We start from the raw sequence: 22,571 nt of genomic DNA on the forward strand, positions 1-22,571 counted from the left end.
ACCGTGTCAGAGATCGCCCCCCACCAGCCCCGCCCCCTCATCCACGCCGTCAGCGACGCCAAGCTGATGGCCGTGCTCGGTCCCACCAATACCGGAAAGACCCACTACGCCATCGAGCGCATGTGCGGCTACGCTTCCGGTATGATGGGCCTGCCCCTGCGCCTGCTGGCGCGTGAAATCTACGAGCGCGTGGTGGCGACCAAGGGGCCGAACGCGGTGGCCCTGATTACCGGCGAGGAAAAGATCATTCCGCGCCTGCCGTCCTATTTCATCTGCACGGTCGAGGCCATGCCGCTGGAGCGTCAGGTCGACTTCCTGTGCGTCGATGAAATCCAGCTTTGCGGCGATACTGAGCGCGGTTATGTCTTCACCGATCGCCTGCTGCACGCCCGCGGCCGCTTCGAGACGCTGTTTCTCGGCGCCAAGACCTTCGCGCCGCTGTTTCACCGGCTTTTTCCCGGCGCCGAGATCATGATGCGCGAGCGTCTGTCTTCGCTGACCTATTCCGGCCCAAAGAAGCTGACCCGCCTGCCCAAGCGCACCGCTATCGTTGCCTTCTCGACCGAGAAGGTCTACGCCATCGCCGAGCTAATCCGCCGCCAGCGCGGCGGCGCGGCAGTCGTCATGGGCAGCCTCAGCCCCAAGACGCGCAACGCTCAGGTTGAACTGTTCCAGAAGGGTGAGGTCGATTTCCTGGTTGCGACCGATGCCATCGGTATGGGCCTGAACATGGACATCCAGCATGTCGCCTTTTCGGGCCTCTCGAAATTTGATGGCAAACATACGCGCCACCTGACCGCGCAGGAGATCGGCCAAATTGCCGGTCGTGCCGGCCGCCATATGAATGACGGCACCTTTGGTGTCACCGGTGAGTGCCACGAACTGGATGAGGATCTGGTCCACGCTGTGGAAAACCATATCTTCACGCCGCTCGATGCCGCCCAGTGGCGGAACCACAAGCTCGACTTCTCGACGCTCGACGCCCTGCTGAAAAGCCTGACCGAGCCTTCGCACGTCATCGGCCTGCACCTGGCCAAGGAGGCGCTCGACGAAAAATCGCTGCGCGCCTTAAGTCAGGACGAAGACATCGCCGCCAAGATCAAGAACCCGGTGTCCCTGCGCATCCTGTGGGAAGCCTGCCAGTTGCCGGATTTCCGCAAGATCGGTTTCGACGAGCACCTGAAGCTGGTATCGCACCTGTTCTGGTCGCGCCTCAGCCCCGGTGGCTTTATCGCTGAAGACTGGTTCGAGGGCGCCTTGCGCGATCTCGATCATATGGATGGTGATATCGATACCCTGTCCTCGCGCCTTTCCGGCGTGCGCACCCTCTCCTATATCGCCAATCGCGGCGCCTGGCTGGCGCGCACCGAGCACTGGCGCGATACCACGCGCGATCTCGAAGAACGTCTGTCCGACAAGCTGCACGAAGCCTTGATGCAGCGCTTTATCGATGCCCGGACCAGCGCGCTTCTGAAGGCGCTCGACGCCGAGGAAGCGCCGCGTCCGGAAGTCACGCCCGAAGGCCAGGTAATCATCGAAGGCCATGTGGTCGGCGAGGTCAAGGGCCTGAGCTTCCGCCCCTCCGGCAGCGAGAGCCTGGTCGCCGACAAGGCCCTGCGCCAGGCGGCCAACCGCGCCATAAAGCCTCTGCTGCTCGATCGCCTGCGCGATCTGGCGCAAAGCGCCTCAAAAACCTTCCAGATCCGCAACCACGATGTGCTGTGGCAAAAGGAACCCGTGGCCCGTATTGAGCCTTCGGACTGGTTCAATCCGCGCCTAAAGCTGATCGACGCGCCGGACCATCCGGTGCTGTCCGAACGCGCGCTCAAGCGTCTGACCGATTATGTGCGGCAGGCCGCGCAATCGGGTCTGAAAAGCCTCTACAAGATGAAGCAGGTGGCTGATGACGAGAGCATGTCGGCCAATGTCCGCGCCATCGCCTTCCGGCTCTATGAAAACGGCGGCGTCATGGCGCGTGACGAGGCGCTCAAGCTATCGCCGGAAGACAAGGCCGCGCTTAAGGCATTGGGAATCGCCGGCCATCGCTACGCCTGGTTCCTGCCCGATATACAAAGCCCGAAACTCCGGCCGCTGCTGCAAGCGTTCGGCAAGGGCGAAAACCCCGCCGACCATCCACAGCGCAAGCACAGCCTGCGTGGCCAGTTGCTGCTGGATGATTACGGCGCGGTGGCGCTCAAGACCCTGTCGCAACTCGACAAGATCATGAACCACGGCCAGTGGCAAAAGGGGGCAACCTATGTGAGGGAAGATGCCTTCGCTGTCCTCGCCCTGGGAGACAAGCAGCGCGACAAGCTGATGCAGGCCCTGGGCCTGGTCAAGGTCGAGCCCATCACCATCACCGAAACGGTCGTGGTCACGCCTGTCGCCGGGGAAGCGACAGCAGAAGGCAAGAAGCGTCGCCGACGTCGCAAGGGCAAGGCGACCGCCGTGCCTGAGAGTCCGACCGATACCGTAGACGTAGTGCCGGCAGAAACAGCCGCTGAGACCGAAACCGCTGTTGAAGCGACCGCTGAACCGACGGTTGAAGCCCTGCCGGAAGTGCCCGAAGTCGCGGCCGAAACGTCGCCCGTAACGGAAACCCGCGAAATCCAGTTGCTAGGCTGGCGGCATAAGTCATTTGAGCCGCGCCCGCCGCGTGAAAAACTGCAAAGACAACGTTCGGAACGCAAGGCGCCAAAAGACTCCAGCGAACGCGGTGAAGGCAAGCCCCCTCGCAAGGGCAGGCCGCAAGGTGGCCAGCGCCCGGAACGGCCGCATAAGGATCAGTCTCGCAAAGAACCGGCGGTTAATCCCTACTCGCCATTCGCCGACCTGCGCGCCCGGTTGGCCGAAAAGGTCGAGCAGGACTGATAATGCAGCATCCCGATGTCGCTGAATTTCTGGAAGCTTGCGGGGCCTGCAAACTTTGCTCTTTCAACAAGGCATCAACACTTGGGCAGCACGCGTGAAACAGGCGGCTGATAATATCGAAAAGTCTGACGCTTATGGCTTGCAACAATTTCTGAGTATGTTTGGCGGAATGGAATCGTTAAATGACCTTATCCTTAGCCAGGATGGAAAATTACCCATTGAAGAAAACGAGCAACTCGACAGTTTGAGGTCGAAAGCCTGGTCTCTTGCCAACAATCTGAGACGTGAAATTCGTTAGCACATATAGAGTTACTGCGCCAGCACCTGCGGTACATAACCCGGCAGATCGGCATCGCTGAAACCGAACACATAGATACTGTTGGGATTGGGCTTGCCGTCAATCGTGCTCAGGAAGTCGTTGTCGCTGGCGATCCACAGGGTGTGGGTGACGCCCCCATTCAGCGTAACGTCCGGGCCAAAGGTGACGCCCTCGATCTTTTCCGGAATGGCATCCGTAACCACGCCACCGGCTTTCAGGGCCGCGACCATATCGAGGAACACCGTCTTGGTCACTGTCTTGCCGGCCAGGGCCTCGGCACCGCTCAGGTCGCTGACATCGGCGGCACCTTTCAGATCGATCAGGAACAATTTCTTGAAAACCGGTTCACCGCCGGCGCCGCGCCCCTTGCCATCGCGCTCATCGACCAGGAACTGGTGGTCATTGACCGCCACGATCTCGCTGATACCGGCATATTTCGGCTTTTCCGCCGTACCGGTATTGTTCAGGCCATAGGCATATTCGTGCGTGGCACCCCTGGCGATATCGACCGTGACAATACGCACATAAGGCGCCCTGGTGCCGCCATCCTGCGCCAGCGGACTTTGCATGATACCGACCAAGGTCTTGCCATCCGGGGTGATCGCCAGGCCTTCCATACCCTTGTTGGCCACGCGGCCGCTGTCATTGCCGGCGATTTCGGCTTCGCCTTTCGAGGATAGGTGCGATGCCGCGAATTTAGACGGCAGGGCGAAGCTTTTCAGGCGCTGGCCCGTGGCGCGATCGAACTGATAGAGATACGGCCCGTATTCATCCGAAACGAAAACGCTCTTGCCGTCGCCTGAGACGCGGATGCCCTCTGGATCAAACCGGGCATTGTCCGGATTGGTCGAGCCCTCAGCCGCATCGAACTGGTCGGAACGGCCATTGAAATAGAAACGGCCCGCGGCATTGAGTGCCGGCGCCTCGCCTTTATAGGTCAAAGGTGTGGGGCTCCACAGCAGAGTTGTAGCCTCAAGCGTTTCCTTGACTGTAAAAGGCAGGCCAGTACTCGAAGGTCCAAGTTGGAAACGGAAACTATGGAACCGGTTATAATAGCGTGTGGCGTTATCGACCGAGACGTCATAAGGCGTGGCATTCGGCCCACGATCAGGCAGCATCAGGAAGGCATCACCCCCTGCATAGGCCAGGCCGGAGCCCAGGCCGCCGAGGATATTGCCCGACACACCGTCTTCCAGTGTACCAGCCGTTTGAACCGCCAGGTCATGCCGCTAGACATCAATATCCAGCGCTGCGATCAGGCGTGGTTCGGCGGCGGCCGAAGTGGCGGCAAACAGGGCAAGCAGGACTATCAGCGAGCGCATAGGCAGGTCTCCTTTTGGGAGTCCGCTTATGGACATACCGCGTGACAAGCCCATGACAGTTAACGCTTCTGCGCTGCCGCCAAAACCAGGAACATATAATTGGTCTCGCCGCCGCCCATGACGTATTCCGTCTGCTGCCAGAAATAGGGCCATTTTTTCAGTTCCGGCAGGTCGGGCTGGATCAGGGCCGTACCGGAAATGACGCCACCGGGGATATAGGACCAGTCGGCGCGGTTGGCGCCATAGGCGGTAGTGGCCGATTTTGCCCCGACTCCGGAAGCAAAGGACGCGGTGTTCTCGCCCGGATGGACGCCCAGCACGAAGTTCAGCGCCTCCATCTGCAGGGCGTCAGGCGTATATTGCGGCCATGCCTTGCGGATAAAATACTGGTCGACGCCGAACTTCTGGATATCCCAGCCGGCGCCCCAGATATAGGGCACGTAAGGGACGCCATAGGGCGTCTTGGTGGCCTCGTCGGTCAGTTTAGCCTGCCAGGCCTTCACCGCCGCACCGACATCCCGGTTGAACGCCTTGTCCCTGATCAGCGGCATGGCCGAAGCCAGTACCGCGCCGGTCTGGTCGATATGGGCGACGATTTCCGGTTTTAGCGCCACCAACCGTTTCAGGACCGCGGAATCATGCGTCGTCTGCGCTAGCTCGGAGAGCACAAAGACCTTCGCCTGCAAATCCGTGGCGCGATCATAGGCCTTGTCATAAAGATCGCGCGACGCCGCCAGGGCATCGGCGGCCATTTTCGGATTGGTCGGGGTCAGGACGCGTGCCGCCGTCGCCAGTTGCGCCGCTGTCGTCAGTTCACGGTTGGGATTATCCTCGGTGAAGACATAGCGGTCGTCCGGAATGGATGAAGTCCTGGCCGTCCTTTCGCCCGGTTTCAGCGTCGGATCGTAGTCGAGATTGTCGGTCTGGGTCGAGATATCGCCGAGCAGGGTATATTGCGCCAGACCGGGCTCAATGATGCCCCGATAGGTGCGGCCGAGCGCCTTATAGCCGCCGAGCACCGACAGCAGGCCATGCTCGATCTGCTGGAGGGCATCGTTCCGGCCATCGGGCTGATGGATTTCAGTAACCTTTTTCGCCTCGTCGATCGTAGTGGCATCGTAATCCAGACCGAACTCCTCAACCATCTTCGACAGCAGCCACACCGTGCCCATCTGGCTTTCGACGCGCAGGTCGTAGTCGCCGGCATCGTGCCAGCCGCCGGAATTCAAGCCCGGCACATGATCGCCCGGCTGGTATTTCGTAAGCGTCGAACCACCCTGCAGATAGCCGTCGAAATGATTAAAATTGACGGGCGCCATGCGGACATCGTCCTCGTGGTCGAGGCCATGCCAGGTGCGGTACTTCTCTTTGACCAGCATATGGCACATCTGGACAGGCAGGAAATATTCCAGGGTCGGCTGCCAGACATGGCGGTCGTAGACATCTTCGGCGATACGGAAGACACCCGTCGCCTCGCCGCGATATTCCAGTTCGTACATGCCGGGGTCTTTCACCGCCGTCAGGTCGGCCGTCAGGTAGTTATAACGCAGGAACTGCCCCCAGGGTTTCGGCGTATAGCGCGCGACCTCCTCACGTCCGTTCGCCGTCATGCGGTAGAGCACCAGCGGATCGGCCTGGGTGTCGCGCTTATCCTGCTCAATGACGATGGTCTTGGCCTGATCCGGCCTATAACCGACCTGGCTGACCTGCACCACCGGTGTGTAGCGCCAGTCGGGATCGACATTCGGCGTGATCGTCCAGGTGATGGCATCCTTTGTGGCGCCCGGTCTGGTGATTTCACGAACAATATACCAGCCATTGTTGAAATTACCGCGGCCGTCGATCAGTTCCAGTTCGCCGGTCTGGCTCCGGATCGTCATGCGCTGTAGCGGGCTTTCGGGCGCCACAGTCAGGGATTTGCCTTCGGCCAGAGGCGCGGTGATGGTCTGGCCATGGTCATTTTCCATGCCGCCATTGGCCTGGCGCGGGAAAATACCCGATTGCGCATCCATCAGCCACGACTTGCCGAAGAGATCGGTCGGGAACAACTCGAAGTTAAAGCCGACCTTGCCTTCCCAATCTTTCGGCAAGGGCTTGTCCAGATCAACCGACACCTGGAAAGCGTTTCCCTCCAACGGCGTGACGCGCACATGGTAGCTGAAATTCAGATCGGGATAAGCGATCGGATTGAAGCCTTTGCGGTTCTTCGACTCGTCCGGATAGTGCAGTGCCTGGCTGACCGAATTGGTCGCGGCATCGACCACCGGCTTGCCGTCGCCCGCCGGCATGGGCGACCACTGGCCTGGAGACGGCTCCAGCCGCAGATCGCCATTGGCCGCCACGCGCACACCGTGCTGGATAACGGTCACTCCGGTCTGGTGGCCATCCGGGTAAATGTCGGCAAAGACCGTGACGTTAAGTCCCGGCGCCTCGAAATAGCCCTTGTCATTGAGCTTCAAGTTGGGCTCGGCGGCCGCCGCTCCCGCCATCAGAGACAGGCATGATACGGCCATCATCAGTTTACTGATCTTCATGGTCTTCTCCCAATCTGCCCTCTGAAAGCGGGGCATTGATATCGATTACAGGACTATAGCGGAGGATAGCCTGATCACAAGAGCCGTTTGACATACAGGCACTGCATCTCAATATTCAGGTCATGCAGACAGAAACTTCTTCAGTCCGGCTTGACGTATGGCTGTGGCGCGCGCGCTTCTTCAAGACCCGCGCCCTCTCGGCCAGGGCCTGCGAAAGCGGCCATATCCGGCTGGAGCGCTTCGGCAGGGTGACGCGTATCGAAAAGGCCTCCGCCTCCGTCAGGCCCGGTGACCGGCTGATCTTCGCCATAGGCACCCGCCTGTTCGACATTATCGTGCAGGATGCCGGCGAACGACGCGGACCCGCAACTGAAGCCCAAAGCCTTTACCGACAAGCCTCTGCGGCGGCTGACACGGATACTAATGCCTCGAATTAGAACAAATCGGGTTTCCACTGCCGCCGGACTCTTGACACAGCGGCCTTATCTGAGCATGACGCACACATTCCAAGTTTGTAATCGAGGCTTTAGACTATGACCTACATCGTTATGGACCCTTGCGTGAAGTGCAAGTTCATGGACTGCGTGGAAGTCTGCCCGGTCGACGCCATCAAGCCGGATACCGAGGACGAAGGCACCAAGTGGCTGGAGATCAACACTAAATACGCCGCCATCTGGCCCAATATCTCGGAAAAGGGCACCCCGCCGGCCGACCGCGAGGACTACGAGCGCGAAACCGGCAAGTTCGAGAAATACTTCTCCGAAAAGCCCGGAGATGGCAAATAAGCCGACGGCAAGTAAGCCGCTTGCCTCTGTGGCCCACGTTTCTGCTTTATGGCGCGCTTATCAATCTTATGACATGGCACGCCTGGCGACTTGATAAAAGAAACGCCGTTATGTGAGAAAACGCATTTCCGAACGAACGCTTTTGGCTCTCTGCTGGCTCGGCGGATGGCCAGACGCCTTGATCGGCACACAGGTTTTTCGCCATAAAGGCAGTAAAAAAGCCTTTATTCACAAGGTTTATTTCGCAGCACGCTTTCAAGCGGCGCTTCTCTGCGCTACGCTGCTGCTGATGTGGCAGCCTGTGTGAGCGCTAACGCACCCGCCCTTTATTTCGCCGTAAATTTGTGATATACGTGTCATATTGCAAGAGTCGCACGGCCCGCTTTTTGTCCTTCACGGATAAACCCAGACCACACGATCCGCGCAAATCTTCGTTTGTTTCAGGCGTTCAAACCTGCGCTTCGCGCGGGTTTTAAATGCACCATCGACGCAGGTCGGATGACAACCTTGTCTTAGTTGAGAAATAGCGCACATCCATCATCCCCATGAGGGCTCTCCTGAGGATGATTTTGTGCGCTCATGCGTAACCTTCAGCCCCTCCCCGGTTGCTGGAGCGAGACGCCTTGACGCCTATGAGACCCGATTGTCCGCCGGTTTGCCCCAACCTCTCGAAAGGTTCGCCATGTCCGACACCCTCACCCTTTCCCGTCATGATTTCACCGTAGGCGACAAGGTCGTCTATCCTGCCCATGGCGTGGGCCAGGTTGCGGCGATCGAGACCCAGGAAGTGGCTGGCTACACTCTGGAAGTGTATGTGGTTACCTTCGACCATGAAAAGATGACCCTGCGCGTGCCTACCAAGAAGGCCAAGGTGGCCGGCCTGCGCCATCTCGCCCACGAAGCCATCATGTCGCAAGCCCTTGTCACCCTCAAGGGCCGCGCCCGTATCAAGCGCACCATGTGGTCGCGCCGCGCCCAGGAATATGAAGCCAAGATCAATTCCGGCTGTCTGGTCTCGCTGGCCGAAGTCGTCCGCGATCTCTATCGCTCCGACAGCCAGCCCGAGCAGTCCTACTCTGAGCGCCAGCTCTATGAATCGGCCCTCGACCGCATGGCCCGCGAAGTGGCGGCCATCGAAAAGATCGACCGCGACTCGGCCGTGGCCATCCTCAACAAGAACCTGACCAAGGCCGCCTAAGCCTTTCTCCGGTTTTGAAAATGAAAAGCCTTCCGGAGTTCCGGAAGGCTTTTTTGCTGGAATGACAAGGCAAAAATGCCGTTTTACCCTTGACCTCCCCCGCTCATTTGCCTATAGAACCGCCTCTCGCGCGACGGACAGGTGTCCGGACGCGCTCACATACTCGTTTAACAAGGTAAATCCCATGTCGCGTCGTTGCGAACTGACCGGTGTCGGTCCTATGGTCGGCCACAGCGTCAGCCACTCGAACATCAAGACCAAGCGCCGCTTTCTGCCGTCGCTTCGCCAGATCAACCTGCAATCGGACGCGCTGAACGCGACCTTCCGTCTGAAGATCTCGAACGCCGCCCTGCGCACGCTCGACTTCAAGGGCGGCCTGGATGCCTTCATCGTCAAGGCTGACGACGCCAACCTGTCGATCCGCGCTCGCCGCCTGAAGAAGCAGATCAAGGACAAGCTGGCCGAAACCGCCGCTTAATCCCTGCGGGATACCGAACAAAATGAAAAGCCCTGAACCTCGGTTCAGGGCTTTTCATTTGGCGATCAGGGTGTCCAGTCGAAGACGAGCAGTTTGGACATGCCGTCCGCCTTCACGCTGTCGCTGACCAGGAATACGCGATATCCGGTCGCGGTTTTGACCGAGGCCACGCCCTCGAAATTATCGACCGGCAGGGGCGGCGTGATCTTGACCATGTCGCTGACCACAGTGAGCGTGTCGCCTTCCAGATGCAGCAGGCGAAGTATATTGCGCGGCCCGGTGATGGGGTCGTAATAGCGATAAAGCCCCAGAATATCGTGACCGCGGCGCGGATCGCCGTAATCGACGACAGCCAGCGATGTCATCATATAGAGGAAACCAGGCGTGGCGGGACCGTGGATTTCCGTGCAGGTGTTCAGGGCCAGCCCGCAGCGCCAGAAGCCGCCCCCTTCGACACCGATCAGCAGGGCATCGCCCTTCGGTTCCTGGATATAGGTGACCGCCTCCATGCCGAGGTTCGGCGGAAAGCTCGGCAGTCCACCCAATGGCAGGGTTTCGCCGGCCCGCTTCCAGGGAACGACTTTTCCCGGTGCGGCAAATTTCATTACACGCTGATGCCCCTCGAAAGAGACATAGCGATCTCCCCTTAACGGATCGACCGTCATCCCCTCCGAATCGGCTTCAGTCTTATAAGCGAAACGCTTGCCATCAGAATCGAGCAAAGGATCGATTTCCAAAGGACTGTCAAGATAGCCGCCCTTGCCATCCGGTTTGAGATCGAATTGCGCCATGGTGCCGAAATCGCTGACGGCTTCCACTTTCAGCGTGTCGCCATCGGAGAAGATGTGCAGATCGGACAGGCCCACCAGTTCGGATGTGCCTTTTGCCACCAGTTCATAACCACCGACATAGCGCACCTTCGGATTGACCGGTTTCGGGTCGCTGCCCTTCAAGGCACGAAAACTGACAGTGGGCTTTTGCAGGTATGGCAAGGGCTCGGCATGGACCGAGGTGGCGAGAAGGGCAAGACCAAGGAAAATGCTAGTTGAAGTCTTCATCATGGGCCGCAATTGCCTCTTCTACCGTCGCAAACCATTCAATATCTGGATTAGATATGAAGCTAACCAACATGTCTGCCTGGTAATGGTTATGCTGATCCATTGCCGCAACAGCGTTATCTTCATTCGCAAACGTCGATAACTGAACGGCGAATAAATTGCGCCCGATCTTTTCCTGACAGATGTAAATCTGCACACCGTCAGCCTTCGGTTTATAAACTTTATGCTCAAGAAATAGCTGTGTCATGTGGCTAAAGAGTTATTTCTCTTCAAAGAGTTCGGTAAGCTTATCCATCAGCCCGCCGGCCAGATGTTCGACATCGATCAGGGTCAGGGCGCGCTTGTAATAGCGCGTCACGTCATGGCCGATACCGATGGCGACCAGTTCCACACGATGGGCGGTCTCGATATCAGTAATCACTTTGCGCAGATGGTTTTCTAGATAGTGGCCCGAATTGACCGAAAGCGTCGAATCATCGACCGGCGCGCCGTCCGAAATCACCATCAGGATCTTGCGCTGCTCCGGCCGACCCGCCAGGCGCGAATAGGCCCATTGCAGGGCCTCGCCGTCGATATTCTCTTTCAGCAGCCCTTCGCGCATCATCAGACCGAGGTTCTTGTGCGTCCGGCGCCAGGGATTATCGGCGGCCTTGTAGATGATGTGGCGCAGGTCGTTCAGACGCCCCGGATTGGCCGGCTTGCCCGCCCGCACCCAGGCTTCGCGCGACAGGCCGCCCTTCCAGGCTTTCGTCGTAAAGCCCAAAATCTCGACCTTGACGCCGCAGCGCTCCAGGGTCCTAGCCAAAACGTCGGCGCAGATGGCGGCCACCATAATCGGCCGGCCACGCATAGAGCCGGAATTATCAAGCAGCAGGGTCACCACCGTGTCACGGAACTCGGTGTCCTTTTCCTGCTTGAAGCTGAGCGGCGCGGAAGGGTCAGTGATCACCCGCGTCAGCTTGGCGGCATCGAGTACGCCTTCTTCGAGATCGAATGACCAGGAACGGCTCTGCTGGGCCAGCAGCTTCCTTTGCAGACGGTTGGCGAGGCGCGACACGACCGAGGCCATATTGGCCAGTTGCGCGTTCAGGAAGCCGCGCAGGCGCTCCAGCTCTTCCGGATCACACAGTTCCTCTGCCGTGATGATCTCGTCAAACTGTTTAGTGTAGACCTCGTAGTCCTTTTTGACATTGGCGTCCGGCTGATCGTTCTCGCGGCGCTCGGCCTCACCGGCTTCGCCATCAGGCGTCTCATCGGTCGAGGATTCGGACGCCATCTGCGGGTCGCCCTGCATCTGGGTGTAGTCGTCCTCGCCCTCCTGCGGCTGGTCCTGGCCGGTCTGTTCCTCCGGCTGGTCCTGTTGCGACTGGCTGTCGTCCTGCTCATCCTTTTCGGGCGCATCTTCCTTCGGGCTGTCGCCTTCGCTCTCGCCCTCCTCGCCTTCGTCCTTCTCGTCCTCGGCGTCCTGGCTGTCGTCCTTCAGGTCGAGCGCCGTCAGGATATGACGCGCCTGTTTATTGAAAGCCTTCTGGTCGTGGATCAGCGCAGCCAGCTTTTCCAGTCCGTCGCCAGTCTTTTCCTCGATCTCGGCGCGCAGCAGATTGACCACGCGCTGCACGGAATGCGGAATCGGATCGCCGGTGACCGCTTCGCGCGCCATCAGACCGAGGATTTCCGGCAGGCCGATCTCGGCCTTGTCTTCCTTGCGATAGAGGCCCGAGCGTTCCAGATCACCTTCCTGAGCCGCCAGCAAATTAGCGCGCACCCCCGCCATGGCGCGGGCGCCGATCGCTTCCAGACGCGCCTCTTCCAGTGCATCGAAGGCATCAGCGCTGATATCGTCACGCGGACGGGCACGAGCATGAATGGCATCGTCGTGATGGGCGCACTTGAGGGCCAGACGGTCGGCCTGTCCGCGCACACGCTGGGCCAGCTTCGGCGCCAGGTCACGCGGCGGATGTGGCAAAATCAGCTTTTGGCCATCAAGGCGCGGACCGTCCGAGCCGAAGACCACCTCAAGCTCGGAATCCTCCGCAAGCGCCCGGGTGGAATGCACCAGCGCCTTCTTGAATGGTTCGGACAGGATGGTCGGCTTTTGGGCCATGGGGACTGTATCCTCTCCTCCCCATGACAATGGGGAGGTGGCATTTGCGTAGCAAATGACGGAGGGGCGCCCCTCCACCATTTCGTGGTCCCCCTCCCCATTATCATGGGAAGGAGAAAATTAGATCACCTTCACCTTCAGCGCCGATTCCTTCACATCGGTGCCGAAGGCGCGCTGATAGAATTCGGCCAGGGTATGGCGTTCCAGTTCATCGCTCTTGTTGAGGAAGGACAGGCGGAAGGCCAGTTCGGGATCATTGTTGAAGATCAGAGTGTTCTGGGCCCAGGTGATGACCGTCCGCGGCGACATGACCGTGGAGATATCGCCATTGGCAAAGGCCGAGCGCGACATATCCGCCACGCGCACCATGGCGTCGATGACGCCCTTCTTCTCTGGTGTATTGAACTCCGGCACCTTGGCCAGCACGATCTCGACCTCGGCTTCGTGGCTGAGATAGTTGAGCGTGGTCACCAGCGACCAGCGGTCCATCTGGCCCTGGTTGATCTGTTGGGTGCCGTGGTAAAGGCCGGTTGTATCGCCCAAACCGATGGTATTGGTCGTCGAGAACAGGCGGAAGAACGGATTCGGCTTGATCACCTTGTTCTGGTCAAGCAGGGTCAGGCGGCCCTGCGCTTCCAGCACGCGCTGAATGACGAACATCACGTCCGGGCGACCGGCGTCGTATTCATCAAACACCAGGGCGACCGGACGCTGCAAGGCCCACGGCAGGATGCCTTCCTTGAACTCGGTGACCTGCTGGCCGTCCTTCAGCACAATGGCGTCCTTGCCGATCAGGTCGATCCGCGATACATGGCTGTCGAGATTGACGCGGACCAGAGGCCAGTTCAGACGCGCGGCGATCTGCTCGATATGGGTCGATTTGCCAGTGCCGTGGAAGCCTTGCACCATGACGCGGCGATCAAAGGCGAAACCGGCGCAGATGGCCTGGGTTGTCTGCGGATCGAAGCGGTAGGCCTCGTCAATATCCGGCACATGGCTGTCACGGTGCGTGAAGGCCGGCACCTGCATGTCGATATCAATACCGAATACGTCACGGACATTGACCTTTTTATCGGGCACATGGGACAGCAGCGGATCGGGATATTCAAGCTCGGCGGACATATAATCAGGCTTTCGGCGGCAAGGATGTACGGGTTTCAGCTAAGACTTTAGAGGTCAGGAAACAACCCGTAATTTCGCGCCGCGCGAAGTTTTTTGCTTAAGGCCCGTCCGGGTACTGATAGCTGACCAGCTTATCGAGAAACGGCGCGGCTTCAATATCCTCTAGCGTGGTAAGTCCTGGCCAGTCATTGACATGATCGAGCCACTTGATCCTGGCTTCCACTCCATATTGTATATGCGGTTCCAGGGCTTCCGGATGATCGAAAGCGCCAATAGAAATCGCCATGCCGTCCGGCGCTTCATAGGTCAGGGGCGTGCCGCACTTAGGGCAAAAGCCGCGATTGACCAGATTGGAGGAGGCAAAACGCTTCGGCTCCGCCTTCGTCCAGCGGAAATCGGTGCCGCGCACCGAGACCAACGGCGCGAAGACATTACCGAACGCCTTCTGGCACATGCGGCAATGACAAATCGAGGCGTCCGGCAGCGGACCGGTCACTTCAAAGCGGATGGCGCCGCACTGGCAGCCGCCTTTCAGAATATTGTTCATATGCGCCTCCATAGCCATTTATAGCGCAAGATTCCGGCAGCAGCCGAATCCGATTTCTGCTAGATGCCCCTCTATGAAAATCACTGAACTCGACAATCCCGCCTGGTCGGCCCTCGCCGGCCGCCATTCCCATCTGGCCATCGGCGATGGGCCTGTGCGGCGCTATCCGGCGGACGTTTCCCCTTTTGCGGCCATTGAAACCCCCGACGCCTTGCCCGTTCTGGCCGAGCGGATGGCTGAAGGCGAGACCGCCGTGCTGTGGTCACCGGAAGAACTGGCAACACCTGAGGGCCTGGATCTGCTGGTGCATTTCCCCATCCTGCAAATGGCGGGTTATGATTTCCGTCCTGCCGATGTAGCTGATGACGCCCAGCCGCTGACGCCTGAAAACGTCAACGAAATGATCGCCCTGACCACCCTGATGAAGCCAGGCCCGTTTGGCCAGCGCACCATCGAAATGGGCAACTATATCAGCGTCTTTGAAGCCGGCCGGCTGGCGGCCATGGCGGGCGAACGCATGAAGCCTGCGGATTTCACCGAGATCAGCGCCATCTGCGTCCATCCGGATTTTCAGGGACGCGGCCATGCCCGGCGCCTGACCTCGATTTTGGGCAAACGGATCGTCGCCGACGGCCGCGTGCCGTTTCTCAATGTCCTGCCGGAAAATACGCCAGCCATCGGGCTTTATGAAAGCCTGGGCTTTGCCCTGCGCCGGCGAATGCACGTCCATCTGTTCCGCAAACCGGGTGGAGACGTGGCGGACGATCCGTTTTTCAGCAGTTTATAGGACGTGAGGGGCTTGCCCCCTCCGTCAGCGGCACCAGCCCGAAAGGGCTTCGCGCTGCCACCTCCCCCGCCTCGCAGGGGAGGAGAAATTGAGAGCACCGCATAGGCGAGGGATTTTTGTTCGTGGCTAGCCGGCTAGCGACGCGGGTATACATAATACCCGCTAGCGACGACTGCGACGTCCACGGGCGAAAACACCGCCTAGGCGAGCGACATCTTCTTGAGAATCTTGTACGCCTTGATGACGCGTTGCAACTTGTCCTCGGCCGAGCGGTCGCCGCCGTTATTGTCCGGGTGGCAGCGCTTGAGCATTTCGGTGTAGCGCACACGAATCTGCTCCGCCGTGGCGCCGACTTCGAGATCGAGATCGGCAAAGGCGCCGCGCTCAATCTTGCCGTACTGGCGTTCCGACTGCACGCCTTTTTCCTTCATCGGGGCCGCGCCGGCGCCAAAGACGCTGTGCGGATCGTAGAAACCGCCGGCCTTGGTGCCCTTGGTGGCGAAGTTCGCGGCTTCACGGCTGACGCGCGAGGCGCGGAAGGCCCAGGTCGGGCGATCACCGGTGGCAATGGCTTCGCGGTGTCGGCGGGCCTCGCCTTCGCTCATACCGGCGAAGAAGTTCCAGTTCTTGTTGTACTCAGCCGCATGAGCCATACAGAAATTATAGTGCTCGTTCATCATTTCGCGCGACTTCGGCGCCTTGGCCGTGGCGGCTTTGTGGCACTCCGGCCATTCGCACGGCTTTTCACCGGGCTTGAGTTGCAGCACGTCGTCTTCGGCGCGACGTGTTTTTTCCTCGCCTTCCTTTGGCGGGCGAATACGCATATCCATACCGAGACGCGGCTTGTACTTAAATCCTTCGCTCATATCTTGAAATATGATCCTTAAATCTTAAAAGACGCTGACATCCGTTCCATACCCAGAAAGTGAGGCAGAATATGGGAATCATAGCCGACCGCCTGAAGGCGAAGCTCAACCAGGCTCTCGCCCCGCAGCAATTGGAGATTCATGACGACAGCGCCAAACATAGTGGACATGCGGGCGCGCGTGAAGGGGGCGAGAGTCATTTTTCCGTGCGTGTGGTATCCGAGCGCTTCGAAGGGCTGAACCGAGTGGCCCGCCAGCGCCTGATCAATACCACCCTGGCGGAAGAACTGGCAGGTCCGGTCCATGCCCTTTCGCTGCAAACCCTGACCCCGGCGGAATATGCGGCGCAGAACTGACTGTGCGACGAATGGCTTGACGCACAGCACCAAACACCCTAGTGCGGCGGCGTGCCAATGGTGCCCGCGCATCAAACCCGCGGGATAATAGGGAATTGGGTGCGATACCCAGACTGTCCCCGCAACTGTAAGCGCCGAGCGAGCGACACATGTCACTGGTCATTACCGGGAAGACGTCGTCCGCGTTCGAGGCGCAAGTCAGGAGACCTGCCTTGGCTGTCGTCCTTTGCGTGGCCGGGAAGTGCAGCGCGAGCGGTTCAAGCCTCATGCCGAAAAGTGGATTGCCACTTTTCGGATAAACATGATGGCGTCTGAAAAAACCGAGAGACGATACGTTGTGAGCCGTAACCGGCGCGGGCTTCGTCATGCGCGTTTTACGGCTTTCGTTTCTGACTGAAAGACCGCTAGATGCGTCATCGCAAAACCGCCCTTATCCTCTCCACCGCCCTGTTGGCCCTGCCTGTTTTCGCGCAAGCCGACGAGGCCCCGACCGAGGTGATCGTCTCCATCACCCGCGAAACCCTGCCGGTTTCCAAAATCGGCCAGAGCGTCGATGTCCTGACCGACGCCGACATCAAGTCGTACCAGTCGTTGTTCGTGGCCGACCTGCTGACGCGGACCACCGACCTTAGCCTAGCCCGCAACGGTGGCCCTGGCTCTGCCACCACGGCCTCGATCCGTGGCGCCGGCGCCGATCACACGCTTTACATGCTGGATGGCGTGCGCCTGAATGACCCGTCGCAGGTCGGCGGCGGTACCAATCTCGGTCTGGTCAGCACGGACGATGCGTCGCGTGTCGAAGTCCTGCGCGGGCCGCTCTCCACCCTGTGGGGCTCCGGCGCCATGGGCGGCGTGGTCAGCCTCACCTCGCGCACCCCGACCCGACCGCTCGAAGGCGATCTGCGCGTGGAAGGTTTCGATGAATATGGCTCGGCCCGCGCCGGCATCGGCGGCAAACGGGGCGGCCTGACCTGGCGCCTGTCGGGCAGCACCTACAATGATCGAGGCGTCTCGGCCTTCGCCGGCGGCAGCGAAAAAGACGGCTTCACCCAAACCACGCTGAACGGAAAGCTGCGTTACGACATAAATGAGGCCCTCAGCCTCCAGGCATTTTCAACCACCAGCCACAGCCGCACCGATTTCGATGGGTATAACCCTCAGCCGCCCTATGATTTTACCGATACCGGCGATTTCGGCAAGAACGACACCACCCTGTCGGTTATAGCCCTCACCCATCGCTTCACGAAAGGCGAACAGGTTCTGTCAGTCAGCGTCACTGACAATGACAGCAACAATTACAACCCCGACCATACGCCGAATTTCGTCGCCAACGGCCATATCGAAGCGGCCGACTATCACATCAGCTACCGCCTCAGCGACGCCACCCGCCTGCTCGGCGGTCTGAGCTATGAACGCGATACCATGCGCGTCGCCTATCCGGCGAGTTGGGATCCCAATCCCGTGCCGCTCAGAGCGGCTTCAACGCTTTCCAGCGTCTATGGCCAGGTGACGCATGATTTCGGCCCACTCGACGTGGCCCTGAGTGCTCGTCACGACGATGCTTCGTCCTTCGGCGGTAATGACATCGCCCAGGTGACCATCAATGCGCCGCTGGGCGATCGCTTACGCTTCCATGCCAGCGCAGGCCAAGGCGTCAAGGTGCCCAGCCTGTATCAGCTCTACAGCGATTACGGCACGGCCTCGCTGATGGAAGAAAAGTCCATCACGCTCGATGGCGGCCTCGATTACGGCTTTGACGGCGGCCTGTTCAGCGTCAGCCTGTTCACGCGTTCGGTGCGCGATCAGATCGACTTCGTCTACAGCGGCTGCCGTTCCGATCAACCCTACGGCTGCTACGGCAATATCGGCCGGACTGAGACCCGCGGCGTCGAACTGGAACTGTCAAAAGACCTGACCGATTCCTTACATCTGCGTGGCAATTACAGCTTCCTGCACGCCCGTGACGGCAATGGCGGCCTGTTGCCGCGCCGCCCGGACCAGATGGGCAGTATCGACCTGACCTGGACAGCCACAGACAAGCTGAATTTTGGCCTCGGCCTGCGCCATGTCGGTGAAGGTCTCGACACGGCTTTTACAGGGATGCTGAAAGCCTATGACCTGGCCGATCTGCGCGCCGACTATGCGCTCAATAACGCCTTAAGCCTCTACGGTCGCGTCGAAAATGCGGGTGATACCCATTACCAGACGGCCGGCGGCTATGGCCAGACCGGACGCAGGCTTTGGATCGGTTTGCAAGCCAGGCTGTTTTAAATCCTGGCGCGGAAGGTGCCTGCCTTCCGCGCTTTTTTTTATATTGTGGATGTCTGCGGCCAGTCAGATTTACCGCCACTCTTGGCGGTGACTTCGATGCCTTCGATCCGCATGGCCTTATCGACCGCCTTGAGCATATCGTAAAGCGTGAGCGCAGCTATGCTGGCGGCCGTCAGCGCCTCCATCTCCACACCGGTCTGACCTGTGGTGCGGACCTCGGCCTCGATATCGAAGCCCGGCAGGCCGTCATTGATGGCAATTCGCACGGCCGCCTTGCTGAGCGCCAAAGGATGACAGAGCGGGATCAGGTTGGAGGTCTGCTTGGCGGCCATGATCCCGGCCAGTTCGGCGGTCGAGATCACCGCCCCTTTCGGCGTCCGGTTTTCACGCACCAGCGCGACGGTTTCCGCCGCGCACACCAGGCGCCCGCGCGCAATGGCCGTCCGTGCTGTGACCGCCTTATCAGAGACATCGACCATACGGGCGCGGCCGTCATGATCCAGATGGGACAGGTCACTCATTTCTTACTCCAGCGTTTCAGGTCATCGGCATCGCCTGTCGTCGGCTCCACCCAGCGATCGGTCTGCGGCCCGACCTCGCGCTTCCACAGGGCCGCTTCGGATTTCAGCCGATCCATCATATAGTCCACGGCTTCGAAGGCCGCCCGCCGGTGCGCGCTGGCCGCCGCCACGAAAACCACCGGCTCGCCGGCCAGCACTTCGCCGCAGCGATGATGAATACTGAGGGCGCGAATATCGAATCGCGCCGCCGCGGCATCGGCTATGTCCTGGATCGACGCCTCGGTCATGCCGGGATACCAGTCGAGATAGAGATAATCGACCTGGTTTTCTTTTTGGGCCCCTTTTGCCGCTTCCCGCACCACGCCGGTAAAGGCCGTGACAGCCCCGAGCCGGCCGAAACGCGCCAGAAAATGGCTGTGGACCACCGCCGGATCAAATCCCGCCGGCAACAGGCGAATCTCCATTTCCATGATCAGCCTCCGGAAAATACCGAGAAAAAGGCCACCTCATCGCCATCATGCAGGGGCCGGTCTTCCGTCACCACTACCTGATTGACGCTCATGCGCAACCGTCCATCGTCTTCGCCGTCAAAAAGCCGCAGGCGCAGGGCAAACAGGCTCAAACCTTCCGGCGGCAGGGCCATCGCCAGACGGCGCTTGCCAAGGCTATCCGCCACACGGCCAAAAAAGAGAATATCGATCATTTCCTGTCTTTACACCACCCGTGGCGTCCGGTTGCAAAAAATAGCGTTACACGGGCGCTTCGCCCTTGCTAAATAGATCATAACACGCTCAATACGTTCTCCAATTATCGCCAGCCTGCCGGAATATCCATGAGTCTGTCCAATTATCGACTGCTACGTTTTCTGGCACGCGTGGCGGCTTTCGGAAAGAAGAACGGCGCCCTGCCGCTGCCGGAACCCAGCGATCCGGCCTCTTTCAAGGTGCTTTTGCACCGGCCGCAGGTCAAGCTGGATACGGACGGCCTGAAAAACTTCTACGCTGGTAAACGCATACTGGTAACCGGCGCCGGCGGCTCCATCGGTTCTGAAATCTGCAAGCAGGTGCTGGCCCTGGGCGCCGCCCATGTCAGCCTGATCGATCACTCGGAACTGGCGCTCTACGAAATCGACCGCGCCATCAAGCTGGAATTTCCCGGCAGCGAACGCGCCCGCCCCTTCCTGTGCAGCGTCCGGCGCAAGGAACGGATCGCCGCCGTGGTGGCGCAGCAGAAGCCGGACGTTATCTTCCATGCCGCCGCGCTCAAACATGTGCCGATGGTGGAGCTTAATCCGTCTGAGAGCGTACTGACCAACGTGCTGGGCACGCAGTATGTCATCGATGCCGCCAAGGCCGCAGGCGTCAAGCAACTGGTGCTGATCTCGTCGGACAAGGCCGTGGCGCCCTCGTCGCTGATGGGGGCCACCAAACGCCTGGCCGAGCACCTGATCCGCACGCAGATTTCAGATACCCACCAGGCGTGCGTCGTGCGTTTCGGCAATGTGCTGGGCTCAACCGGTTCGGTCGTGCCGCTGTTCAAGTCGCAGATCGAACGCGGCGGGCCGATCACCCTCACCGACCGCGATGTCGAACGCTATTTCATGACCATTTTCGAGGCGGTGCAACTGGTGCTGACCGCCGCCATGACCAATGCCGGCACGCCGGAACATTCCGGGCTTTATATCCTGGAAATGGGCACGCCGGTGAAGATCCACGACCTCGCCACCCGTATGATCAAGCTTTACGGCCTGCGCCCGGAGAAGGACATCAAGATCACCTTCACCGGCCTGCGCGAAGGCGAGAAGATCACGGAAGCACTGGTCGATGACAATGAAGTGCGCCGCCTGCTGCTTCCGGGTATTTTCGAGGTCGTCAACCAGGCGCATGTCGCCCCGGTCGCCGAAGAAGTGATGCAGACGCTTTACGGCCTGGCCCAGGGCGGCCACGATGATGAGGCCAAGACCATGGTGTTTAATCTCGTCAATTCGCTCCGGGAATAAAAAAGCCGGCCTGACGGATCAGGCCGGCTCCGGGTCAGGTGCGGCGGGGGAAAACCGCGCCTGAAATGCGTTATTCAATGTACGGGTCTTCGGCATCCGGATCATCAGTGGTGTGAAACTCATACCAGATACCGTTGAGAATACCGACGGCGACGGCCAGCCCGACACCCAATATCCATGAAAAATACCACATGAGGAAACTCCTTCACAAAGGGGGCACATGGGGGAAGGTTTGCTTCCCCCATGAGGTTCAATACAGATCGGGATTGGTTTTCAGGTGCTCCGTGCTGATCCGGCCGAACAACACCTTGTAGACCCAGGCGGTGTACAGCAGCACGATCGGCAGGAATACCAGCGTCACCAGCAGCATGATGAACAGGGTCAGATGCGAGCTGGAAGCCGTCCAGACCAGCAGGCTGGAATGGGCATCCACTGTGCTCGGCAGGATGATCGGGAACATCGAACAACCGACCGTGCCGATGATGCCGACAATCGCCAGGGACGAACCACCGAAGGCCAGCCAGTCGCTGCGCAGGCGCTGGCCGAGGATGGCGACCACCGGACCGACAAAGCCGAGCGCAGGTGCCGCCCACATCCACGGATACTTGGCGTAATTAGCCAGCCAGGCGCCAGCCATCGGCACCACTTCCGCACGGGTGGGGTTGGAGGCGCCAGCCGGATTGACGGCATCGACGACGCTGAAACCAAGACCGGAAAAGCGGACAAAGACATAACCGGCGGCAAACAACACGATCACGGCCAGGGCGGCAGAGAAGCCAAAGCGCAGGGCCCGGTCACGGACAATGCCCTTTTCCAGCTTGAGGCCGAGCCAGGTCGAGCCCTGCAGGACAAGCATGGCCGCGGAGACAAGACCACACAGCAGGGTGAACGGCGTGAAAAGGCCCAGCAGACCGCCCAGGAACATATCGTGGTACGTGGCGCGCAGGTCGCTATCCAGGCTGAACGGAGCGCCTTGCAAAACATTGCCCATCGCCACGCCGAAGACCAGGGCCGGCACAAAACCGCCGACGAACAGCGCCCAGTCCCAATTGCGGCGCCACGCCTTGCCCGGACGCTTGGAGCGGTACTTGAAGCCGACGGGGCGCAGGATCAGCGCCGTCAGCACCAGGAACATGGCAAGATAAAAGCCGGAAAAGCTGACGGCATAAACAAAGGGCCAGGCGGCGAAGACGGCACCACCGCCGAGGATGAACCACACCTGGTTGCCTTCCCAGGTGGCGCCCACCGTATTGATGACGGCGCGGCGCTCAGAGTCGTTTTTGGCGACGAAGGGCAGCAGGGCCGCGACGCCCATGTCGAAGCCGTCCATGATGGCGAAACCGATCAGCAGCACGCCGACAAGGCCCCACCAGATAACCCTCAGGGTCATGTAGTCGATAGGAAGTTCCATAACTTTATTCCTTTAGCTCAGG

24 protein-coding genes and 1 riboswitch are annotated in these 22,571 nt (G+C 59.7%); of the genes, 11 read left to right on the forward strand and 13 right to left on the reverse strand.

Annotation, left to right across the window (positions count from 1 at the left end):
• Window positions 1-3 precede the first annotated feature (3 nt).
• Entirely contained in the window at window positions 4-2,871 is a 2,868-nt protein-coding gene (locus ACTHND_RS00290; RefSeq protein WP_440175200.1) for a helicase-related protein, read from the forward strand.
• A gap of 37 nt (window positions 2,872-2,908) precedes the next feature.
• The gene (locus ACTHND_RS00295; protein WP_440175201.1) at window positions 2,909-3,169 is read left to right on the forward strand and encodes a DUF6966 domain-containing protein; all 261 of its coding nucleotides are present in this window, start codon (window positions 2,909-2,911) and stop codon (window positions 3,167-3,169) included.
• 11 nt (window positions 3,170-3,180) lie between these two features.
• Here the strand turns inward: ACTHND_RS00295 and ACTHND_RS00300 are convergent, their stop codons facing one another.
• Window positions 3,181-4,374: an esterase-like activity of phytase family protein gene (locus ACTHND_RS00300; RefSeq protein WP_440175202.1), complete on the reverse strand. Its 1,194-nt coding sequence runs from the start codon at window positions 4,372-4,374 to the stop codon at window positions 3,181-3,183.
• Window positions 4,375-4,571: 197 nt separating this feature from the next.
• Window positions 4,572-7,046, reverse strand: coding sequence for a glycoside hydrolase family 9 protein (locus tag ACTHND_RS00305; RefSeq protein WP_440175204.1), 2,475 nt, complete (start codon window positions 7,044-7,046; stop codon window positions 4,572-4,574).
• A 122-nt stretch (window positions 7,047-7,168) separates the two neighbouring features.
• Here ACTHND_RS00305 and ACTHND_RS00310 point away from each other — a divergent pair, with 122 nt between their 5' ends.
• From ACTHND_RS00310 to rpmB, 5 genes are all read left to right on the forward strand, one after another.
• Window positions 7,169-7,483 (forward strand): RNA-binding S4 domain-containing protein, encoded by a 315-nt coding sequence (locus tag ACTHND_RS00310; RefSeq protein ID WP_440175205.1) that lies wholly within the window; start codon window positions 7,169-7,171, stop codon window positions 7,481-7,483.
• Window positions 7,484-7,579: 96 nt separating this feature from the next.
• A complete protein-coding gene (locus ACTHND_RS00315; RefSeq protein WP_440175206.1) occupies window positions 7,580-7,831 on the forward strand; it encodes a ferredoxin family protein in 252 nt (83 codons plus the stop codon).
• Window positions 7,832-7,943: 112 nt separating this feature from the next.
• Complete coding sequence (locus ACTHND_RS00320) at window positions 7,944-8,138, forward strand: DUF1294 domain-containing protein (RefSeq protein WP_440175207.1); 195 nt, start codon at window positions 7,944-7,946, stop codon at window positions 8,136-8,138.
• A 375-nt stretch (window positions 8,139-8,513) separates the two neighbouring features.
• Window positions 8,514-9,029 (forward strand): CarD family transcriptional regulator, encoded by a 516-nt coding sequence (locus ACTHND_RS00325; RefSeq protein WP_090644948.1) that lies wholly within the window; start codon window positions 8,514-8,516, stop codon window positions 9,027-9,029.
• 184 nt (window positions 9,030-9,213) lie between these two features.
• Window positions 9,214-9,507, forward strand: coding sequence for a 50S ribosomal protein L28 (rpmB, locus tag ACTHND_RS00330; protein ID WP_303827873.1), 294 nt, complete (start codon window positions 9,214-9,216; stop codon window positions 9,505-9,507).
• A gap of 65 nt (window positions 9,508-9,572) precedes the next feature.
• On the opposite strand, the gene ACTHND_RS00335 is transcribed toward rpmB, so the two are convergent.
• The 5 genes from ACTHND_RS00335 to ACTHND_RS00355 all read right to left on the reverse strand — a co-directional run bounded on the left by ACTHND_RS00335 (window position 9,573) and on the right by ACTHND_RS00355 (window position 14,338).
• A complete protein-coding gene (locus ACTHND_RS00335; protein ID WP_440175209.1) occupies window positions 9,573-10,568 on the reverse strand; it encodes an esterase-like activity of phytase family protein in 996 nt (331 codons plus the stop codon).
• Entirely contained in the window at window positions 10,549-10,812 is a 264-nt protein-coding gene (locus ACTHND_RS00340; RefSeq protein WP_440175211.1) for a hypothetical protein, read from the reverse strand. The genes ACTHND_RS00335 and ACTHND_RS00340 overlap by 20 nt, the downstream gene beginning before the upstream one ends.
• 12 nt (window positions 10,813-10,824) lie before the next feature.
• Window positions 10,825-12,669: a cobaltochelatase subunit CobT gene (gene cobT / locus ACTHND_RS00345; protein WP_440175212.1), complete on the reverse strand. Its 1,845-nt coding sequence runs from the start codon at window positions 12,667-12,669 to the stop codon at window positions 10,825-10,827.
• A 120-nt stretch (window positions 12,670-12,789) separates the two neighbouring features.
• Window positions 12,790-13,791 carry a cobaltochelatase subunit CobS gene (cobS, locus tag ACTHND_RS00350; protein WP_440175213.1) on the reverse strand — a complete coding sequence of 334 codons (1,002 nt, stop codon included), beginning with the start codon at window positions 13,789-13,791 and terminating at the stop codon, window positions 12,790-12,792.
• 97 nt (window positions 13,792-13,888) lie between these two features.
• Window positions 13,889-14,338 carry a GFA family protein gene (locus ACTHND_RS00355; protein WP_440175215.1) on the reverse strand — a complete coding sequence of 150 codons (450 nt, stop codon included), beginning with the start codon at window positions 14,336-14,338 and terminating at the stop codon, window positions 13,889-13,891.
• Window positions 14,339-14,411: 73 nt separating this feature from the next.
• On the opposite strand from ACTHND_RS00355, the gene ACTHND_RS00360 reads away from it, so the two are divergent.
• Window positions 14,412-15,125: a GNAT family N-acetyltransferase gene (locus ACTHND_RS00360; protein ID WP_440175216.1), complete on the forward strand. Its 714-nt coding sequence runs from the start codon at window positions 14,412-14,414 to the stop codon at window positions 15,123-15,125.
• A 200-nt stretch (window positions 15,126-15,325) separates the two neighbouring features.
• On the opposite strand, the gene ACTHND_RS00365 is transcribed toward ACTHND_RS00360, so the two are convergent.
• Window positions 15,326-15,991, reverse strand: a complete 666-nt coding sequence (locus tag ACTHND_RS00365) for a J domain-containing protein (protein ID WP_440175218.1) — start codon at window positions 15,989-15,991, stop codon at window positions 15,326-15,328.
• Between the two features lie 71 nt (window positions 15,992-16,062).
• On the opposite strand from ACTHND_RS00365, the gene ACTHND_RS00370 reads away from it, so the two are divergent.
• Together ACTHND_RS00370 and ACTHND_RS00375 are read left to right on the forward strand one after the other, a co-directional pair.
• A complete protein-coding gene (locus tag ACTHND_RS00370; protein ID WP_440175219.1) occupies window positions 16,063-16,347 on the forward strand; it encodes a BolA family protein in 285 nt (94 codons plus the stop codon).
• A gap of 40 nt (window positions 16,348-16,387) precedes the next feature.
• A riboswitch (cobalamin riboswitch) is annotated at window positions 16,388-16,576 on the forward strand.
• 179 nt (window positions 16,577-16,755) lie between these two features.
• A complete protein-coding gene (locus ACTHND_RS00375) occupies window positions 16,756-18,618 on the forward strand; it encodes a TonB-dependent receptor plug domain-containing protein (protein ID WP_440175221.1) in 1,863 nt (620 codons plus the stop codon).
• Between the two features lie 38 nt (window positions 18,619-18,656).
• Here the strand turns inward: ACTHND_RS00375 and moaC are convergent, their stop codons facing one another.
• Genes moaC through ACTHND_RS00390 form a run of 3 tightly spaced genes read right to left on the reverse strand, consistent with a single transcriptional unit; the run spans window position 18,657 to window position 19,842 of the window.
• A complete protein-coding gene (gene moaC / locus ACTHND_RS00380; protein WP_440175223.1) occupies window positions 18,657-19,139 on the reverse strand; it encodes a cyclic pyranopterin monophosphate synthase MoaC in 483 nt (160 codons plus the stop codon).
• Window positions 19,136-19,609, reverse strand: a complete 474-nt coding sequence (locus ACTHND_RS00385; RefSeq protein ID WP_440175224.1) for a molybdenum cofactor biosynthesis protein MoaE — start codon at window positions 19,607-19,609, stop codon at window positions 19,136-19,138. Before ACTHND_RS00385 ends, moaC begins: the two co-directional genes overlap by 4 nt.
• Before the next feature lie 2 nt (window positions 19,610-19,611).
• Complete coding sequence (locus ACTHND_RS00390) at window positions 19,612-19,842, reverse strand: MoaD/ThiS family protein (protein WP_440175226.1); 231 nt, start codon at window positions 19,840-19,842, stop codon at window positions 19,612-19,614.
• A 129-nt stretch (window positions 19,843-19,971) separates the two neighbouring features.
• Here ACTHND_RS00390 and ACTHND_RS00395 point away from each other — a divergent pair, with 129 nt between their 5' ends.
• Entirely contained in the window at window positions 19,972-21,138 is a 1,167-nt protein-coding gene (locus ACTHND_RS00395; protein ID WP_440175227.1) for an SDR family NAD(P)-dependent oxidoreductase, read from the forward strand.
• 70 nt (window positions 21,139-21,208) lie between these two features.
• Here ACTHND_RS00395 and cydX read toward each other — a convergent pair whose 3' ends face one another.
• A complete protein-coding gene (gene cydX, locus ACTHND_RS00400; RefSeq protein WP_090644987.1) occupies window positions 21,209-21,331 on the reverse strand; it encodes a cytochrome bd-I oxidase subunit CydX in 123 nt (40 codons plus the stop codon).
• 57 nt (window positions 21,332-21,388) lie between these two features.
• Window positions 21,389-22,549 (reverse strand): cytochrome d ubiquinol oxidase subunit II, encoded by a 1,161-nt coding sequence (gene cydB / locus ACTHND_RS00405; protein WP_440175228.1) that lies wholly within the window; start codon window positions 22,547-22,549, stop codon window positions 21,389-21,391.
• Between the last annotated feature and the right edge of the window lie 22 nt (window positions 22,550-22,571).

Source organism: Asticcacaulis sp., assembly GCF_051954415.1.
Taxonomy (GTDB): domain Bacteria; phylum Pseudomonadota; class Alphaproteobacteria; order Caulobacterales; family Caulobacteraceae; genus Asticcacaulis.

Bases quoted from the DNA above. Each gene is read 5' to 3' on its own strand.
- ACTHND_RS00370 (WP_440175219.1), top strand. From the start codon at position 16,063: ATGGGAATCATAGCCGACCGCCTGAAGGCGAAGCTCAACCAGGCTCTC.
- ACTHND_RS00325 (WP_090644948.1), top strand. From the start codon at position 8,514: ATGTCCGACACCCTCACCCTTTCCCGTCATGATTTCACCGTAGGCGAC.
- ACTHND_RS00385 (WP_440175224.1), bottom strand. From the start codon at position 19,609: ATGGAAATGGAGATTCGCCTGTTGCCGGCGGGATTTGATCCGGCGGTG.
- ACTHND_RS00375 (WP_440175221.1), top strand. From the start codon at position 16,756: ATGCGTCATCGCAAAACCGCCCTTATCCTCTCCACCGCCCTGTTGGCC.
- ACTHND_RS00315 (WP_440175206.1), top strand. From the start codon at position 7,580: ATGACCTACATCGTTATGGACCCTTGCGTGAAGTGCAAGTTCATGGAC.
- ACTHND_RS00395 (WP_440175227.1), top strand. From the start codon at position 19,972: ATGAGTCTGTCCAATTATCGACTGCTACGTTTTCTGGCACGCGTGGCG.
- cydX (WP_090644987.1), bottom strand. From the start codon at position 21,331: ATGTGGTATTTTTCATGGATATTGGGTGTCGGGCTGGCCGTCGCCGTC.
- ACTHND_RS00335 (WP_440175209.1), bottom strand. From the start codon at position 10,568: ATGATGAAGACTTCAACTAGCATTTTCCTTGGTCTTGCCCTTCTCGCC.
- ACTHND_RS00390 (WP_440175226.1), bottom strand. From the start codon at position 19,842: ATGATCGATATTCTCTTTTTTGGCCGTGTGGCGGATAGCCTTGGCAAG.
- rpmB (WP_303827873.1), top strand. From the start codon at position 9,214: ATGTCGCGTCGTTGCGAACTGACCGGTGTCGGTCCTATGGTCGGCCAC.
- cydB (WP_440175228.1), bottom strand. From the start codon at position 22,549: ATGGAACTTCCTATCGACTACATGACCCTGAGGGTTATCTGGTGGGGC.
- ACTHND_RS00355 (WP_440175215.1), bottom strand. From the start codon at position 14,338: ATGAACAATATTCTGAAAGGCGGCTGCCAGTGCGGCGCCATCCGCTTT.
- ACTHND_RS00340 (WP_440175211.1), bottom strand. From the start codon at position 10,812: ATGACACAGCTATTTCTTGAGCATAAAGTTTATAAACCGAAGGCTGAC.
- ACTHND_RS00305 (WP_440175204.1), bottom strand. From the start codon at position 7,046: ATGAAGATCAGTAAACTGATGATGGCCGTATCATGCCTGTCTCTGATG.
- ACTHND_RS00365 (WP_440175218.1), bottom strand. From the start codon at position 15,991: ATGAGCGAAGGATTTAAGTACAAGCCGCGTCTCGGTATGGATATGCGT.
- cobT (WP_440175212.1), bottom strand. From the start codon at position 12,669: ATGGCCCAAAAGCCGACCATCCTGTCCGAACCATTCAAGAAGGCGCTG.
- cobS (WP_440175213.1), bottom strand. From the start codon at position 13,791: ATGTCCGCCGAGCTTGAATATCCCGATCCGCTGCTGTCCCATGTGCCC.
- ACTHND_RS00310 (WP_440175205.1), top strand. From the start codon at position 7,169: ATGCAGACAGAAACTTCTTCAGTCCGGCTTGACGTATGGCTGTGGCGC.
- ACTHND_RS00360 (WP_440175216.1), top strand. From the start codon at position 14,412: ATGAAAATCACTGAACTCGACAATCCCGCCTGGTCGGCCCTCGCCGGC.
- moaC (WP_440175223.1), bottom strand. From the start codon at position 19,139: ATGAGTGACCTGTCCCATCTGGATCATGACGGCCGCGCCCGTATGGTC.